This is a genomic window from Campylobacter sp. JMF_14 EL1 (assembly GCF_027737585.1).
GTDB lineage: Bacteria > Campylobacterota > Campylobacteria > Campylobacterales > Campylobacteraceae > Campylobacter_B.
On record NZ_JAOVTW010000004.1, the window covers coordinates 63,656 to 79,362 of the forward strand.

17 protein-coding genes and 1 tRNA gene are annotated in these 15,707 nt (G+C 41.0%); 8 read left to right on the forward strand and 10 right to left on the reverse strand.

The annotated features are described in order from the left end of the window. Positions 1 to 57 precede the first annotated feature (57 nt). The 4 genes from OFN73_RS06065 to hisF form a co-directional block, all read right to left on the reverse strand. Entirely contained in the window at positions 58 to 552 is a 495-nt protein-coding gene (locus OFN73_RS06065; protein ID WP_270862682.1) for a hypothetical protein, read from the reverse strand. 89 nt (positions 553 to 641) lie between these two features. Beyond that, the gene (gene rlmN, locus OFN73_RS06075; protein ID WP_270862684.1) at positions 642 to 1,709 is read right to left on the reverse strand and encodes a 23S rRNA (adenine(2503)-C(2))-methyltransferase RlmN; all 1,068 of its coding nucleotides are present in this window, start codon (positions 1,707 to 1,709) and stop codon (positions 642 to 644) included. Then, positions 1,706 to 2,215 carry a purine-nucleoside phosphorylase gene (locus tag OFN73_RS06080; RefSeq protein WP_333720401.1) on the reverse strand — a complete coding sequence of 170 codons (510 nt, stop codon included), beginning with the start codon at positions 2,213 to 2,215 and terminating at the stop codon, positions 1,706 to 1,708. The genes rlmN and OFN73_RS06080 overlap by 4 nt, the downstream gene beginning before the upstream one ends. Before the next feature lie 2 nt (positions 2,216 to 2,217). Next, complete coding sequence (gene hisF, locus OFN73_RS06085; RefSeq protein WP_270858598.1) at positions 2,218 to 2,976, reverse strand: imidazole glycerol phosphate synthase subunit HisF; 759 nt, start codon at positions 2,974 to 2,976, stop codon at positions 2,218 to 2,220. Between the two features lie 87 nt (positions 2,977 to 3,063). Here hisF and rsmA point away from each other — a divergent pair, with 87 nt between their 5' ends. The 6 genes from rsmA (at position 3,064) to ybaK (ending at position 9,273) form a co-directional block, all read left to right on the forward strand. Next, the gene (gene rsmA / locus OFN73_RS06090; protein WP_270858597.1) at positions 3,064 to 3,867 is read left to right on the forward strand and encodes a 16S rRNA (adenine(1518)-N(6)/adenine(1519)-N(6))-dimethyltransferase RsmA; all 804 of its coding nucleotides are present in this window, start codon (positions 3,064 to 3,066) and stop codon (positions 3,865 to 3,867) included. Further along, a complete protein-coding gene (locus OFN73_RS06095; protein ID WP_270862686.1) occupies positions 3,848 to 5,902 on the forward strand; it encodes a ribonuclease J in 2,055 nt (684 codons plus the stop codon). Before rsmA ends, OFN73_RS06095 begins: the two co-directional genes overlap by 20 nt. A 10-nt stretch (positions 5,903 to 5,912) precedes the next feature. Further along, the gene (locus tag OFN73_RS06100; RefSeq protein ID WP_270862687.1) at positions 5,913 to 6,872 is read left to right on the forward strand and encodes a KpsF/GutQ family sugar-phosphate isomerase; all 960 of its coding nucleotides are present in this window, start codon (positions 5,913 to 5,915) and stop codon (positions 6,870 to 6,872) included. 1 nt (position 6,873) lies between these two features. Beyond that, the gene (locus tag OFN73_RS06105) at positions 6,874 to 7,644 is read left to right on the forward strand and encodes a pseudouridine synthase (protein ID WP_270862688.1); all 771 of its coding nucleotides are present in this window, start codon (positions 6,874 to 6,876) and stop codon (positions 7,642 to 7,644) included. Between the two features lie 204 nt (positions 7,645 to 7,848). Continuing rightward, positions 7,849 to 8,766 (forward strand): restriction endonuclease, encoded by a 918-nt coding sequence (locus OFN73_RS06110; protein WP_270862689.1) that lies wholly within the window; start codon positions 7,849 to 7,851, stop codon positions 8,764 to 8,766. Between the two features lie 15 nt (positions 8,767 to 8,781). Then, positions 8,782 to 9,273 carry a Cys-tRNA(Pro) deacylase gene (gene ybaK / locus OFN73_RS06115; protein WP_270862690.1) on the forward strand — a complete coding sequence of 164 codons (492 nt, stop codon included), beginning with the start codon at positions 8,782 to 8,784 and terminating at the stop codon, positions 9,271 to 9,273. Between the two features lie 44 nt (positions 9,274 to 9,317). Here the strand turns inward: ybaK and OFN73_RS06120 are convergent, their stop codons facing one another. From OFN73_RS06120 to OFN73_RS06130, 3 genes are read right to left on the reverse strand one after another with little or no spacing between them, the layout of a single operon-like run. Continuing rightward, positions 9,318 to 10,271 carry a hypothetical protein gene (locus OFN73_RS06120; RefSeq protein WP_270862691.1) on the reverse strand — a complete coding sequence of 318 codons (954 nt, stop codon included), beginning with the start codon at positions 10,269 to 10,271 and terminating at the stop codon, positions 9,318 to 9,320. Further along, positions 10,268 to 11,185, reverse strand: coding sequence for a DUF3137 domain-containing protein (locus OFN73_RS06125; RefSeq protein ID WP_270862692.1), 918 nt, complete (start codon positions 11,183 to 11,185; stop codon positions 10,268 to 10,270). The genes OFN73_RS06120 and OFN73_RS06125 overlap by 4 nt, the downstream gene beginning before the upstream one ends. Further along, on the reverse strand, positions 11,185 to 11,745 hold the full coding sequence (locus OFN73_RS06130) for a LemA family protein (RefSeq protein WP_270862693.1): 561 nt from the start codon (positions 11,743 to 11,745) through the stop codon (positions 11,185 to 11,187). Before OFN73_RS06130 ends, OFN73_RS06125 begins: the two co-directional genes overlap by 1 nt. A 115-nt stretch (positions 11,746 to 11,860) precedes the next feature. Between OFN73_RS06130 and OFN73_RS06135 the strand changes: the two genes are divergently transcribed. Then, positions 11,861 to 11,937, forward strand: a tRNA-Met gene (locus OFN73_RS06135). A gap of 31 nt (positions 11,938 to 11,968) precedes the next feature. Here OFN73_RS06135 and OFN73_RS06140 read toward each other — a convergent pair. After that, positions 11,969 to 12,865, reverse strand: coding sequence for an AraC family transcriptional regulator (locus OFN73_RS06140; RefSeq protein ID WP_270862694.1), 897 nt, complete (start codon positions 12,863 to 12,865; stop codon positions 11,969 to 11,971). A 138-nt stretch (positions 12,866 to 13,003) separates the two neighbouring features. On the opposite strand from OFN73_RS06140, the gene OFN73_RS06145 reads away from it, so the two are divergent. Beyond that, a complete protein-coding gene (locus tag OFN73_RS06145) occupies positions 13,004 to 14,146 on the forward strand; it encodes an iron-containing alcohol dehydrogenase (RefSeq protein ID WP_270862695.1) in 1,143 nt (380 codons plus the stop codon). A 42-nt stretch (positions 14,147 to 14,188) separates the two neighbouring features. Here the strand turns inward: OFN73_RS06145 and OFN73_RS06150 are convergent, their stop codons facing one another. Next, positions 14,189 to 14,692, reverse strand: coding sequence for a tetratricopeptide repeat protein (locus OFN73_RS06150; protein WP_270862696.1), 504 nt, complete (start codon positions 14,690 to 14,692; stop codon positions 14,189 to 14,191). After that, complete coding sequence (gene purM, locus OFN73_RS06155) at positions 14,662 to 15,645, reverse strand: phosphoribosylformylglycinamidine cyclo-ligase (protein ID WP_270862697.1); 984 nt, start codon at positions 15,643 to 15,645, stop codon at positions 14,662 to 14,664. Before purM ends, OFN73_RS06150 begins: the two co-directional genes overlap by 31 nt. Positions 15,646 to 15,707 lie beyond the last annotated feature (62 nt).

Sequence of the window (15,707 nt, forward strand, 5' to 3'; positions counted from 1 at the left end):
GCAAAGGAATACCAAAATAAATCGCATACAAAAATGCCACGCCGTCATAGCTTATATTCATTTGTAAATCCTTTGATTTTTCATTTCTTTCATTTTTGTTATAAAAAATTTATGTTCTTTATACTCTTTATAGTGAAAATATCCGACAATCAAACACGCGAAAAACGCTAGAAAGAGCAAAAATAGGTATGACATAACTTTTGCGCTACCAATAGCTAAATATACGCCAAAAATGAAGAAAAAGGCTATAATAATCATATCTTTTTTCTTAATCGGATTTTCTAATTTTGTATTTTCCCAATTTTTAGTGATATTTATCATATAATTTATATAAAAATCCTTATCAAAACAGATAATCACTTCATCGCCATTTTCTAAATCTTGCCCATAGTGTTCATAATAAAAAGTTTTGTTGTTAATTTCAAATTCATACCTATTCATCAGATAAAAATCATTAATATTTGTGTTTGTTTGATTTGTAATTATTTCGTTTGTGTCTTGGTTGCAAGTTTCTTTACTAAGATTTTTTACTATTCCTTGTATTATTTGCATGGTTTTATTTTTTCTCGTTTAAAACTACGAACAAAATTCCGCCAATGCCCACAATTGCGACGATTGCGATAAAAACTACTTCAATTATATCAAGGGCGGTCATTTTTACTTCTTTCTTTGAGCTGTCCGCACGCAGCACTTATGTCAAGCCCCTTGCTTTGGCGAATCGTGCAGGTTACGCCGTGCGCGCTGAGATAATCTTGGAATTTCACCATATTTTCAGTGCTTGGGCGCAGATACGGGCTTCCTTCGTGCGGGTTAAAATATATCAAATTTACCTTTGCTTTTATGCCGTGAAGTAGCTTTACAAGGGTTTTTGCGTCATTTATGCTATCATTTACGCCACCCATGACAAGGTATTCGAACATCACTCGCTTTCGCATGTCAATGGGGAAATTTCGCACAGCGTCCATAACCGAAGCTATGTTGTAGGCTTTGTTTATTGGCATCAATTTGGCGCGAAGCTCGTCGGTTACGGCGTGAAGTGAAATGGCTAGTAAAACGCCCAAATCCATTTCGCCAAGTTTTTTTATCTGCGTAGCTAGACCGCTTGTGCTGATAGTTTGGCGGCGTGGAGCGATAGCAAGTCCGTCATTTTCTTTTAGAATTTGCACAGCTTTTGAGACATTTGCTAGGTTGTCAAGTGGTTCGCCCATACCCATATATACGACATTTACGCGTCTTTCGTAAGGGATTTGGTTTGCGATTTTTATGTATAAAATTTGCCCGACGATTTCACCTGCTGTGAGATTTCTCACAAATCCGCCTTTGGCAGTTAGGCAAAATGCACAGCCCATTTTGCAACCGACTTGCGAACTAACGCAGATTGTGTATCTTGCATGGCATGAAATTTTGCCGTTTTCATCGGCGACTTCTTCCTTCATAGGAAGCAAAACGCTTTCTATGGTTTTGCCGTCTTTTAGCTCGAAAAGATATTTTTTGCTTCCGTCGATACTCTCTTCGCATTTTGCGCATTTTACGGGGTCTAAATAGAAATTTTCGCTTAAATTTGCCCTTAATTCCTTTGGTAAATTTAGCATTTCATCAAAATTTTTAACGCCTTTTTTGTAAATCCACTCGTAAATTTGCTTGGCTCTAAATTTTGGCGTTACAAGCTCGGATAGTTCATCAAGTGTGAAATCTAGGATATTTTTCAAATTATTCCTTTTTGTTTTAAGTAATTTTCTAAAATTTCTTTGGCTTTTGCGTGATTTTTCAAAAAATCTGCGTGTGCGTTTTGGTTGCAAAAATTCGTCGCGACGAAAATTCCGCGAGCTGGGATTTTGAAACTTTCGGCGACTTTGACGACAGAGTAAAATTCCATATTTTCGATTTTGTAGCCGAGTGTGGCGAATTTTTGCGCGCAAATTTCATCTGTGGTGATGAAATTTGATGAGTTACAAAATGTTTCATATGAAACATTTGGGTCAAAAATCGGGCTGTATGAATAGCCTAAAATCTCGGAAATTTCGTGGTTTGTGGCCGTTTCGCATTCGAAAATATCAAAAATTTTACCTTCATTATACAGACCGCAACTCCCTACAAACAAAATTTCGCTATGTTTTTCGCTTGCTAAAATTTTGGTTAAATTGATAGCACAATCCACGAGCCCCACGCCGACAGCGCGCGCGAAGTCGAATTCTTCGCCGTTTCCTGCGCACACTATCAACTTCGAACCCTTATGCCGTTTTGCAAAAGATAGGCTTTTAAATCTTTGATTTTTATCTCGCCGAAGTGAAAAATACTCGCTGCGAGTGCCGCGTCAGCCCCACACTCAAAGGCTTCTTTAATATGCTCCATATTTCCTGCACCGCCACTTGCGATGACGGGGATTTTTAGCATTTTGCTAATTTTGCCCGTAACTTCCAAATCAAAGCCGTTTTTGGTGCCGTCGCAGTCCATAGAAGTGAGCAAAATCTCCCCCGCACCGCGGTTTTGCACTTCCTCTGCCCACGCATAAGCGTCCAGGCCAGTATCCTCTCTGCCACCTTTGACAAAGACATTGTAGCCCTCACCAGTTCGTTTGACATCGATTGCCACGACGACGCATTGAGAGCCGAATTTTTTCGCCGCTTCGTCGATTAAACCTGGGTTTGCGATAGCCGATGAGTTTAGGCTAACCTTGTCGCAACCCACATCCAAAAGTCGCGAAATATCGTCGATTTTGCGGATTCCGCCACCTACGGTTAGCGGGATAAAAAGCTGTTTTGCCACGCTTTCGACCACATGCACGATAGTGTCGCGGTTCTCAAAACTAGCCGTAATGTCTAAAAAACAAAGCTCGTCCGCACCCTCGTCGTTATAGCGTTTTGCGATTTCGACAGGATCGCCTGCGTCGCGTAAATTTACGAAATTTACGCCCTTTACCACGCGTCCATTTTGCACATCTAGGCATGGAATTATTCGTTTTGCAAATGTTTTCAAAATTTTGCCCTTTAAAATTTTTGTAAATTTTAGCCAAATTTCGCTTATATAACCATTTTATAAGTAAAAATTGGATAAAATCTCTCGATGATAGTTGCAAAGAAAAAATTCGGACAAAATTTTTTAAAAGATAGTTTGATTTTAGACAAAATTATCCAATCGATTCCCAAAAATGCTGAAAATATCGTAGAAATTGGGCCTGGCTTGGGTGATTTAACTCGTAATCTTTTAAAGAGTTATAAAGTAAAAAGTTTCGAAATTGATAATGATTTATATCAGATTTTGTGCCAAAATTTCGCCACAGAGATAAAAAACCGCGATTTGGAGCTGGTTTTGGGCGATGTTTTGGAAATTTGGGAAAATTCTCTTAGCGAAAAACCATATTTTTTGGTTGCGAATTTGCCGTATTATATCGCGACAAATATAATCCTGCGAGCCATTGAAGACCCGCTGTGTGAGGGTTTGGTCGTAATGGTGCAAAAAGAGGTAGCGCAGAAATTTTGCGCAGTTTCTGGGAAGCGGGAATTCGGCGCGATTTCGGTTTTGGCTAGCCTTTGTGGCGGGGCGCAGTATCTTTTCGAGGTGCCTCCACACGCTTTCGAGCCAGCTCCGAAGGTCATTTCAGCCGTGATGAGGATAGAAAAGACGCGCAATCCTTTCCAAAGCGTGGAGCAAAAGCGTGAATTTGAGGCGTTTTTGAGAGTGTGTTTTGCCTCTCCTAGAAAAACACTAGCCAAAAATCTAAGCGCAATCGCGTCCAAATCAGATATAACCCAAATTTTCGAAGAACTAGAAATTTTTGAAAACACAAGACCGCACGAGTTAAATTTCGCCTTATTTTTAGATATTTTTAAAAAATTAAAGGTGAAAAATGGAAGAGAAAAAAACTAACAACCAAGCGCAAAACTCTGATTTTACAGGCCCTGAGCGCTTAAAAAAGGTAAATAGACGCCGCAGACACAGGGAAAATTTAAAAAAATCGTTTGATGAGAGCAAAAATCAAAAAGACGAGCAAAAAACCCCAGCAAACGAAAACAAAAAAAATAAAAAATCAAAAAGCGAAAAAGCGCAAAATCTATCCAGCGAAACAGCCGCGCAAAGCCCAAATTCAGAGGAGGGCGCCAAAAAGAAAAAACGCTCCAAACGCAAAACAAATATGCCAAAAAGCCTAACCGGTACCGAGCCGTGGCATGTGGCTATGGACGAGGCAATCGCAGCGAATAAGGCCATGCACGAAGCAAGGCTCTATCCACTAAAAAATGCGAATTCTAGTGAAACTATCCGCATAACTCCGCTTGGCGGACTTGGCGAGATTGGCGCGAATATGACGATTTTCGAGACCGCTACGAGCGCGATTATCGTCGATGTGGGTATGAGTTTCCCTGATGATAATATGCCCGGCGTGGATATTTTGATCCCTGATTTTAGCTATGTTCGCAAGATCGCTGATAAAGTCAAAGGTATCATCATCACGCACGCGCACGAGGATCACATTGGCGCAATGCCGTATTTTTTCAAGGAATTTCAATTCCCAATCTACGCTACGCCGTTGCCTTTGGGTATGATTTCAAACAAATTTGAAGAGCACGGCTTAAAGGCGGAGCGAAGCTATTTCCGTCCGGTGCAAAAGCGCAAAATTTACAAAATCGGCGATTTTGAGGTCGAATTTATCCACATAACACACTCGATTATCGACGCTAGCGCGCTTGCGATTACAACAAAGGCTGGCACGATTATCCACACGGGCGATTTTAAAATCGACCACACCCCAATCGACGGCTATCCGACCGATTTAAACCGCTTGGCGCATTATGGCGATCGTGGCGTAATGCTACTGATGAGCGATAGCACGAATTCTCACAGAGACGGCATTACCAAATCCGAAAATTCGGTAGGCAGGACATTTGACGGCATTTTTGCTAGCTCGAAAGGGCGCGTGATTATGAGCACATTTAGCTCAAATATCCACCGCGTCTATCAGGCGATTGAGCGCGGTGTGAAATACGGCCGCAAGGTCTGCGTGATAGGGCGAAGTATGGAGCGAAACCTATTTACAGCAATGGAGCTAGGCTATGTCGAGCTTGATCGTAAAATTTTCATCGATCCAGATGAGGTCAGCAAATACCCTGACAATGAGGTTTTAATCGTAACCACAGGCTCTCAGGGCGAGACTATGAGCGCGCTATATCGCATGGCCACAGACGAGCATAAATATATAAAAATCAAACCCACAGATCAAGTCATCATCTCGGCAAAAGCAATCCCTGGTAACGAAAACAGCGTCTCAACCGTGCTAAATTTCTTACTAAAAAGTGGCGCAAAGGTGGCGTATCAGGATTTCAGCGAAATCCATGTCAGCGGACACGCTGCCCAAGAGGAGCAAAAACTAATGCTTCGCCTAATCAAGCCGAAATTTTTCCTACCAGTCCATGGCGAGTATAACCACATAGTCAAACACCGCGAAACTGCGATAGAATGCGGGATTGATGAGAAAAATATCTATCTGATGAACGACGGCGATCAAATGGAGATTTGCGAAAAATACCTAAAACGGGTCAAAACCGTTAAAACCGGCAAGGTTTTCATTGACAATCAAATCAATAAGCAAATTTCCGATGAAATCGTAAAACACAGGCAAAATTTGGCCGACGCTGGCGTGGCTGTAATCATCGCTCAAATCGACAAAACAGCCAAAAAGCTTATCAAATCTCGCGTCATTACCTACGGGCTTGTCGCAGAGTCGCAGACATCTGCCTTTACCAAGGATATGGAAGGCTTAATCGAGCAGTTTTTGGCGAATATGAAAACCGAAATTTTGCTTGATAACCGCGTGTTGGAGTCGCAAATTCGCCAAGCCGTGCGAAAGCACATTTTTAGAAAAACGAAAAAATATCCGACAATCGTGCCGGTTATTTACCTAATGTAAGGGGCATTTTATGGGCATTTTAGAAAACGCAAAAGAGGTTTTGAGGCTCGAAGGTGGTGAGCTTTTACGCCACGCCGAGCTTATCGGCGACGAAATCGAAAGAGCGGTAAATTTGATTTTAGAGTGCAAAGGAAAATTAATCGTAACAGGCGTGGGAAAAAGCGGACATATCGGCGCGAAAATCGCTGCCACTTTGGCAAGCACAGGCACGCCTAGCTTTTTCATGCACCCCACAGAAGCCCTGCACGGCGATCTTGGCATGGTAGGCAAAGATGATTTGGTTTTGGCTATTAGTTTTAGTGGCGAGAGCGAAGAGTTAGTGCGAATTTTGCCACACATTAAGCGATTTGGCGTGAAAATCATCGCAATGGCAAGTAACAAAAATAGCTCTTTGGGGCGAATTTGCGATGAATTTATCAGCCTTAAAATCGAAAAAGAAGCTTGTCCGCTTGGGGCTGCGCCTACGGTTTCTACCACGCTAACACTTGCACTTGGTGATGCGTTAGCGGTGTGTTTGATGAGTGAGCGAAAATTTCAAAAAGAAGATTTTGCAAACTTCCACCCGGGCGGCAGTCTTGGCAAACGGCTATATCTAAAAGTCGCCGATGTCATGCGAACTAACGATTTGCCGATTGTTAGTGAGAGTGTTAGTCTAAAAGAAGCCATAAATGCGATGACGCACGGCAAACTAGGCACCGTTTTGCTAACTAACGCTAACGGCAAACTAACGGCGATTTTAAGCGACGGAGATTTGCGACGGGCTTTGATGAGCGAGAATTTTAGCCTTGAAGAAAGCGCGATTAAATTTGCTACAAAATCGCCAAAAACTATTGAAAATTCGCAAATTTTAGCTTCCAAGGCGTTAGAGATGATAGAAAATTTCAAAATTCAGCTTCTTGCCGTTACGGACGAAAACGGCACCCCAATCGGCACCGTGCATATCCACGACCTCAAAAACATAGGGCTGTAAAATGGAAAAAATGCGTTTAAATAAATTTATCTCGCACAATACAGGTTATTCACGCCGTGAAGCCGACGAGCTAATCAAAAACGGCAAAGTTAGCATAAACGGGCGAGTTGTTAGTGAGTTTGTCGAAGTTAGTGGCGAAGAGAAAATTCGCATAAATGGGCGTTTGATAAAGAAAAAAACCGAATTTAGCGTGATTGTCTATCACAAACCAAAAGGCGAGTTAGTTACCAAAAAAGACGACCGCGGTCGCAAGACGATTTATGATAGCTTGCCAAATGGATTTTCTAAATTTGTTAGCATTGGACGGCTTGATTTTGCCAGTGAAGGGCTTTTGCTATTAACTGACGCCCCTGCTATCGCCACCGCACTCATGAAAAGCGACATCGAGCGCGAATACTACTTAAAAGTCAAAGGCGAAGTAACCGGCGAAGTCGTAACAGCCATAAAAGAGGGCTTTTACGCGGACGACGCCACAAAGGGCGCTCACGCCAAAAGCAAAATCAAATCAATGGAATTTAAGCCATTTTTGGCGTATCGCATAATGCCAAGCAGTGGTGGATATACCAAAATCAAAGCTATCATAAACGAGGGGCAAAACAGAGAGCTAAGGCGATTTTTTGGGTATTTTGACCTAGAAGTGGTAGATCTCAAACGCACGGCATTTGGGCGGGTTACGCTGGGAACTTTGAAACCCGGAAAGTGGAGATATTTGGATAGTAGCGAATACGACGACCTGCGCGATTTTTTAAAACAAGAAAATATTCGTTATTGAAAATTCCCCATACCGAACGGATTAAATTAAAAAATTTCACGCTTCCTGCGGTCACGGACGACCTAGTCCGCTCCCTTGAAAGCCTGAAATTTTTTAAATTACTACGCCTATTCTGTCTTGAATATTTTTTATAATTAAATAAATTCAATTTTCAAGGCAAATTTGCTAGAATTTAACATTTTAAATTTAAAAAAAGGCGATAAAATGGCAATTCCGACTTTTAAAGAAATGATGTTTCCAATACTAAAATTTATGAGTGATAAACAAATTCATACTCGACAAGATACAATGAAATTTATTGTAGATTATTTTAAATTGAGCAATGAAGAAAAAAGTATAATGGTTTCTAGCCAACAAATGTTTTTATATGAAAATCGTGCTAGTTGGGCTCTAAGTCGTTTAACTGCTAGTGGAAAAAATAAACCAGAAGAAATTAAAAAATTAAATTTATTAGATAGAGTAGGATATGGAAAATATCAAATAAATTCATTTGGTATAGAATTATCTAAAAATGAAACAGAATTTAAAAAATGGTATAAAAAAGTTCATGGTAAAAATTTTATGTCAAATTCGCAAAAATTTGATGAAAATTTACAAAATAATACGCCTGACGAAAATTTAAATTTAAATTTGGACGAAATTAACGATAATGTAAAATCCGAGATAATGGATAGAATTTTGCATAATGAGCCTAGATTTTTTGAAAATTTAGCACTTAGATTGCTCGAAAAAATCGGCTATGGCGTGAGTATGGGCGAACTTACACAAAATGGCGCTGACGGCGGGATTGACGGCATTGTAAATGAAGACATTTTGGGATTTTCCAAGATTTATATCCAAGCAAAACGCTTTGATAAAGGTGTCGTCGGTCGCCCTGAAATCCAAAAATTTGTCGGTGTCCTAGCAACAAAACCTACTAAAAAAGGGCTTTTTATCACAACTTCAAAATTCTCTAACGAAGCGGTCGAATTTGCTTCAAATTTACAAGGTTATTCGGTAGTTTTAATCGACGGCGACAGGCTTTTGGATTTAATGCTAAAATATAAACTAGGTGTCCAAGTAAAAGAAATCAAAGAAATTTTTGCCGTAGATAATGATTTTTTCGATGACGAAAATTATTAATTTTGGGGCTTAAAAATGTCTAAAAAAATCGAAAAAACTAACGCTTGTCGCATACTTGACGGGCTTAAAATTCAGTATGAAATTTTAGAATACGAAGTAGATGAAAACAACCTTGACGCCGTGCATGTGGCAAATTCGTGCCAAAAACCTATCGAGCAGGTTTATAAAACGATAGTTTGCGAGTGTGGCAGCGAGTATATCACGGCGTGTTTGCAAGGCGATTTATGCCTTGATTTAAAGGCGTTAGCTAGAATTGCGAAAGTCAAACGAGCTGAACTAATGAACTTAAAAGAACTAACAAAAATCACAGGCTATGTTAGGGGTGGTTGCTCGCCACTTGGCATGAAAAAGCACTTTCGCACATTTATCGACTCACGCGCACTAACACAAACGCAAATTTGCGTTAGCGCAGGTGTTAGGGGCAAACAAATTTGGCTAAATCCAAACGATTTAGCGACTGCGACAAAAGCCGAATTTGGCGAATTTGCCGTGAAATTAGAAGGCTAAATTTCAGCGATCGAATTTTCCCTAAATTTAAAAGCTAAATTTCGCTAAGAGCGCATTTCATTTAGCAAGGCTGTGATTTTTGGCTCTTCGCTCACTTTGATTTCGCTAGTGGCGAAGGGAGCGAGATTTCGCGCGATTTCTATCATCATATTTATGCTTAAAATCACATTTGCGTTTTGGTTCGTGTCTATGCGAGTAAAGAGCGTGTCGTTCGAAACCGCGATAAATACGGAGTTGCTCACAGCGTGCATTTGCACTGGGGAGTTTAGGCTAATGCTGATGAGTTCGAGCGTGGTTAGGATTTTGCCGTCTTTTAAAACCTCGCTGTCAAAATTCTCGCCAGCGTAAATGTCGAAAATATCGGACTTGGCGATATTTGCCTTTTGGAGTTTGAGGTGCGGGGTTTGGAGCATAAACTCACCCTTGCCAATCGCCGAAAAATCGCTAGCAAAGGCGAGCGGATAGTCAAATTTCGCTATAAATCCAGTGTAAATTTTGCCGTCATTTATGCGCCCCCACTCGAATTTATCGAGCCCTAACAAACTTTTTTTTCGTTTGTTAGCCCGTGTTAGCGCAGCGTCGCCAAATTTCGCCTCGATTTCCTCTACTTTGCCTACTAGTGATCGTTTGCAAACGCATGTGTTAGCGTCTTTTTTAATCGGAAGCGAGCTTAAATCCTCTAAAAAAAATGCGCCAAATGGCTTAAAAGTAAGCCCAGTTTCCTTGGCGATCCAGAGCAAAATTTCATTGTCAAACGCCTTGTCGAGCAGAGCCGAGAAGTGCTGTTTTTGGTTTTTGTCAAAATACGAGTGCGCCAAAATCCCGCAAATCCCAATCAAACAGCCCAAAATGATTTTAAATTTCAGCGAATATCCGCCACTTAAAATCAAAAACGCCAGCGCACAAACCACACAAACGACGATAATTAGCCGTTTTTTCGCGCTCACTTCATTTTCTAAAATCGTCTTTTTTTTCAGCTCAAACGATACTATACTCATATTTTCTCCACAAATGCTTTTTGATTATTTTTCAAAATTTTAGCCAAAATTTTAAATTTTTCCAACTCCTTTTTTAGCGTGACGGCTGGGGAGTTTTCGCCAAGAAGTGGATATGAAATATTTGGCTCGAAGCTGTTTTTACCAAGCGCGATATATAGCCAAATTTTACCTCCCTCGCACGCTAGGCTAAGTGGAGCTTTGAAATAATCCCTTAGTGCGATCAATTGCTCCATAAATTTGGGTGTTAGTATGTAATGCGCGCTGATAGGATCATTTGAATATGTGCGGAAATACTGCTCAAACTCAGCGTTATCCATACTAACGCGTTTTAGGTGTGAGTTAGCTCTGGCGTTAGTGTCGATGACATGGAGCGTGGAGGCGAAATTTTGGTTAAATTCGGCTATGAGCGTTATGCCGTAAAACAGGGTTGTTAGTTTGGGCGTTTGTTTTTGGTTAGTGTGTGTTTGTTTGGCGAGATAAATATCACAAAAGCTAGCCCTCACGCCCTCGATCTCGCCGGCGAAAAAATCATCGCCCCTATACACGCTAAAACCGCTTTCGTAAAACCCGGGCGCGTTAAATTCGGCGAATTCGAAAAATCTCTTGCGCTCGTAGCTTAAATTTTCGTCTTTGGCGATTAGGCTTAGGATTTCGTCTTTAAAGCGCGCGTTAAAGGGCGTTATAAGCCTAGCGTGCGAAATACTAAAAAACATAAGCGAGGCAAAAACGCAAATTATGCTAGAAATGAGCAAATCAGGCACAAATCGTAGCAAAACGGGGAGCAGGACGAAAATCAGAGCAAAGGAAGCGACCTTTAAAATGCGTAAATATTTGGCGATTTTTGCGCGCTTTTTTTCTAAAATTTCCAAATTTTGGATAATTTCTTCGTTTTTAAATTTTAAAATTTTTTCCATTATTTTAGCATTTCTGATAAATTTGGCGCGCGTTTTTCGCTCTCATCGGCGGCGAAAAATTCGCTTTTTTTGAAGTGAAAAAAGCTAGCGATGAGGTTTGTGGGAAACATTTCGCATGCGTTGTTATACACCATAACTGCGCCGTTGTAAGCGCGTCTGGCTGCGCTGATTTGCTCTTCGACTTCGCTTAGCGTGGCTTGGAGGTGAAGGACATTTTCGTTGGCTTTTAGCTCTGGGTAGTTTTCCACAGCGATTTTTAGTGAGCCAAGAGTGCGCGAGAGTTCGGCGTTTAGGGCGAATTTTTGCGCGTCGTTTGTGGCGCTCATCGCCTCGCTTCGCAAAGCCGTGATTTTGCTCAATACTTCGCGCTCGTGCGTTAGATATGCCTTGACAGAAGCGACTAAATTCGGGATCAAATCGTAGCGTTTTTTGAGCTGTGTATCGACGCTAGAAGCGATATTTGCGACCTGATTTCGCTTGGCAATCAAAGAGTTATAAATCCCAATAATGCTAAAAATTAAAACTAGGGTTATGATTAAAAAAATAGTAAAACCGCCCATATTTTCCCTTTGAAAATGAAATTTTGCTATTTTAGCATAAATTATATTTAAAATTTTGCGCTTTTTAAATTTTATATAAGTAAAATTTGGATAAACTCCATTTTTCCTACAATGTGTCAAGGTAGCTCAGCTGGTTAGAGCGCTGGTCTCATAAGCCGGAGGTCGAGAGTTCAAGTCTCTCTCTTGACACCATTTTTTTATACGATTTTAAATTACACCGATTTTAGCTCAGCGTCAATTCTTTTAGCGTTTGGATATGCGCTTTTGGGGGCAGTCCATACATGCGCGCGTATTCTCTGCTAAACTGACTTGTGCTCTCATAGCCCACATCAAATGCCACTTGCGAGACCGAAGTCGTGGTATTTAGAAGCATAAATTTCGCCTCTTCTAGCCTAATTCGCTTTTGAAATTCTAGCGGCGAAAGGGCGGTAAATTTTTTGAAATTGTGGTAAAAAGACGAAACACTAATGCCGATTTTTTCAGCCAAATCGCTCATATTTATCGCTTCGTTAAAATGCGCCGAAATCTCGCTGATAGCGTGTGCGATTTGGTTTTGCATGGTGCCGTTTAGGATAAATTTGTATAAGAAATTCACAGCTCCCTCATCGCCATTCATCAGCGAATACAAAACCTCTTTTATAGATAGATTTACCAAATACTCGCTGTGCGCGCCACCTCGTTCTAGCAAATGCACCAGCCTAGCGATAGAATCAGCCAAATCGAAGCTGATTTTGCTCACATACAGGCTCTCTTTTAGCTTTTTTTTCGACGGGGTGAAATTTATGTTTTTGATCGCCTCTGCCAAATCATCGACTTTAAATTCGACAATAATTGACAAAAGTGGGCATTGCGTAACCCTGCCCGAAATCGGTATGTGAGTAGGGGTGAGCATGAATTGGTCTTTATTATAAAAATATTCTTTGCCGTTAAATTTCACTAGCTTGTTTCCGCGTAGAGCGATACAGATACTAGGCTTGTAAATTCCGCTGCGAAACTCGGTAGTTTCGTCTGCGCGGTAAAATTTAATCTGCTCGATTTGTGTATCTATAACGCCGTAATTTGGATAATTTTTATCAATAAAATTTGCAATTTCATCTAAAATTTTGTTTTTATCTTTCATTTTTACCCCTTTTGAAATTTTGATTTATTTTAGCAAAGAATTTTAAATTTTGCAGAATTAGGCAATAAATTTGTAAAATTTGTCTATAAGAATTTTGTAAATTCGGTTATAATGTGCGAAATTTTTTAAAGGAGAATTATGGAAAATTTCAGTTTTAAAAACCCTGTGCAGGTCGAATTCGGCAAGGGCAAAGAGAAAAATATCGGCGAGTATATGGCAAAATACGGCGCGAAAAAGGCGCTTGTCGTCTATGGAAGCGATAGAGTGAAAAAATCTGGGCTTTTCGATACAGCCATAAATTCGCTCAAAGCGCACGGCATAGAATACACCGAGCTTGGCGGGGTCAAAAGCAATCCAGTGCTTAGCAAAGTCCATGAGGGCGTGAAAATCGCGAAAGATTTCGGCGCAGATAGCGTGCTAGCAATCGGTGGTGGAAGCGTGCTAGATAGCTGTAAGGCAATCGCGGCAGGAGCGTGCTATGAGGGCGATGTGTGGGACTTTTTCTTCGCAAAAGAGGTTCAAAAAGCACTTATGATTTTTGACATTATCACACTTGCCGCGACTGGTTCTGAGATGAATAGAGGCGGCGTAGTCACAAACGAAGCGACAAAGCAAAAATTTGGCATAGATGGCCCAGCTTTGTTCCCAAAAGTCTCAATCATAAACCCAGAGCTTCAAGCTACCGTAACGCCTGAGTATTTGGTGTATTCGGCTAGCGATATCATCGCACACTCAATCGAGGGCTATTTCACAGCCACAAAACACCCTGAAATCATCGATATGTATATCGAAGCAAACATAAAAACCGTTATGAAAACAACCGAAATTTTGCTTAAAAACCCTGATGATTACGAGGCTAGGGGCGATTTCGCATGGGCTGCGACAATGGCGCTAAATGGGCTAACTTATGTGGGCGTGAGCGGTTATAGCTACCCAAATCACATGTTAGAACATGCAATGAGCGCGGTGGTCGATTGTGCGCACGGAGCGGGGTTAAGCGTGATAATGCCAGCGTGGATGAAATGGTATAAGAAAAATAATGAAGCCAAATTTGCGCGCTTTGCCAAAGAAATTTTTGGGCTTGATAGCGCAGAGGCTGGAATTGACGCGCTTAAAGCGTGGTTTGATAAAATCGGCACCCCAACGACACTTGGTGCGGTAAAAATTGATGATAGCAATGTAGGCGAAGTCATGGAAATCATCGTGCGAGACGCGCCAAAATGGGGCTTACCACAATACGACGCAAAAGCTGTGAAAGAGATTTTTGATCTAGCAAAATAGTTTGAAATTTGGCGGAATTTTAAAATTTCGCCAAAATTTAATTTAATATCCATTTGATTTTAGCCACTCACAGGCACTTTGTTCGCCGTTTTTACACTTGCTTCTGAAATGTTCGACCGATGCCAACCCTCTTTGATAAACACTGCAAGCATTATCGGCATGCTCTTTATCGCAACATAGTTTTAGATATTTTAGTGCTTTTGCTGAATTTTTCTGTGTGCAGTTGCCTCTTATGTAAATACCTGCTAACCTCAGGCAAGCGCCATAAAAAAAGGTTTCATCCGAATTACATATTTTTTCATAGTATTTTATGGCTTTTGCGCCAACTTCAAAATTTTTGGTTTTTTCGCAACTATTTTCTAAATTTGTCGCCAACTCAAAGCATTTATCTAAATTCCCAGCCTCGCACTCTTTTTCGAGCCCTGAAATTTGTGTGTTAGCAAACGCACTAACACACAAAACCAAACAAAAAACGAAATTTTTCATAAATTTGTTAGTTTTTGTTAGCGCGTGATTTACGCCATTATTACGCCATTTCCTTCGCATACTTCGCCGATAACATATCCGTCAGTGTTAGCTAACACAAAATCAGCGTTAGCCTTCGGTGCGACTAACACCAAACCCACGCCGTTATTAAATGTGCGCTCCATTTCGGCTGCTTCGACCTTTTTGGCTAAAATTTTAAAAATCTCAGGCGTTTTGATTGCGTTTTTCTCGATTTTCGCACCAAGCCCAGCAGGGAATACACGAGGCAGATTTTCTACCAAACCGCCACCCGTGATATGCGCGCAGGCGTGAATTTTATCTTTCAGTGCCAAAAACTCTTTTACATAAATTCTAGTTGGTTCTAAAAGCGTGTCGATTAGGGTTTTTTCGCCGATTTTCTCGTCAAATTTCAGCCCTAGCTCAGAAACTACTCTGCGCGCTAGCGAAAAGCCGTTTGAGTGCAAACCGCTACTTGGCAAAGCGATCAAAACATCGCCACGCTCTACAAATTTCGTGCGATCTATCTCGTCTTGCTCGGCTATTCCTACGGCAAAACCAGCCAAATCGAAATCTTTGCCCTCATACATCGACGGCATTTCGGCTGTCTCGCCACCGATTAGCGCACACTTAGCCATTTTGCAGCCCTCGGCTATACCTGCTACTACGCGTTTTGCGCTTGCAATTTCTAATTTTGCCGTAGCATAATAATCTAGGAAAAATAGCGGTGTAGCGAAGTTGCAGATGAGGTCATTGACGCACATTGCGACTAGATCGATACCCACGCCGTCAAGCTTGTCTGTGTCGATTGCTAGGCGAAGTTTGGTGCCTACGCCATCCGTTGCGCCTAAAATCGCTGGTTTTTTATACCCGCTTGGTAGCGCGAACGCACCGCTAAATGAGCCAATTCCGCCAATCACGCCTGGGGTCATTGTGGATTTGACTAGGGGTTTTATACTTTGCACAAACTCATTTCCTGCGTCGATATCGACACCTGCTTCTTTGTAGCTAATCACGGTTTTTCCTTTTTTTGGATTTATTAGAAAATTAAATTATTTTAGCTAAAATTGCATAAAAA